This is a genomic window from Neobacillus paridis (genome assembly GCF_016765675.1).
GTDB lineage: Bacteria > Bacillota > Bacilli > Bacillales > Cytobacillaceae > Neobacillus > Neobacillus paridis.
In genome coordinates this window covers 1-601 of record NZ_JAESWB010000195.1, presented here as the reverse complement: position 1 = coordinate 601, position 601 = coordinate 1, and the positions used below count along the sequence as shown (strand labels likewise).

Sequence of the window (601 nt, the reverse complement as noted above, 5' to 3'; positions counted from 1 at the left end):
TCATCGAAGACCGGGCCTTCGAGAAAGGAGTCGGTTGGCGCGCCGCCGCGATTGGCATCGGCCCACAGCGAGCGCATGCCGGTGCGGCGGTAATGCGCCGGCATGCTGGTGAAGACTTCGGTGTCGCGAAGCACCGGCGGTTGAAGAAGGATCATGCTGGCTTTCCTGTTATGCCCATCCTGGTTCATGCCTGGCGAAATGCAGAGGACGGGGTTTCATGACACGTCTACGGGCCGGTCTGCCCGAATGCCAGGAGACGCCTATCGGTTCGACCGGCTCGATCAATCCTTAGCGGGCAAGCACCGCCAGCGCGTTGCTTGCCGCGCCTACGCCCATCTTCACATAGGCATCGCCGGTCACGCCGCCGATGTGCGGGCTCAGCACCAGGTTGGCAACGCCCAGGAACGGATGCCCGGCAACCATGGGCTCGGCCTGGAAGCTGTCCAGCCCGGCGCTGGCAACCTGGCCCGACTTCAGTGCGGCCAGCAGGGCGGCTTCGTCGATCAATCCGCCGCGTGCGGTATTGATGACGATTACGCCCGGCTTGCAGGCTGCCAGCGTGCCGGCATTGATCAGGTTGCGGTTGTCCGCGGTCAGCGGG

General features: G+C 64.9%; 1 protein-coding gene. It reads right to left on the bottom strand.

Features of this window, described 5'->3' with window-relative positions; all coding sequences use genetic code 11:
• Positions 1 to 288: 288 nt before the first annotated feature.
• The coding region (locus JK635_RS28495; RefSeq protein WP_498043873.1) for an NAD(P)-dependent oxidoreductase at positions 289 to 601 on the bottom strand (313 nt) is incomplete at its 5' end.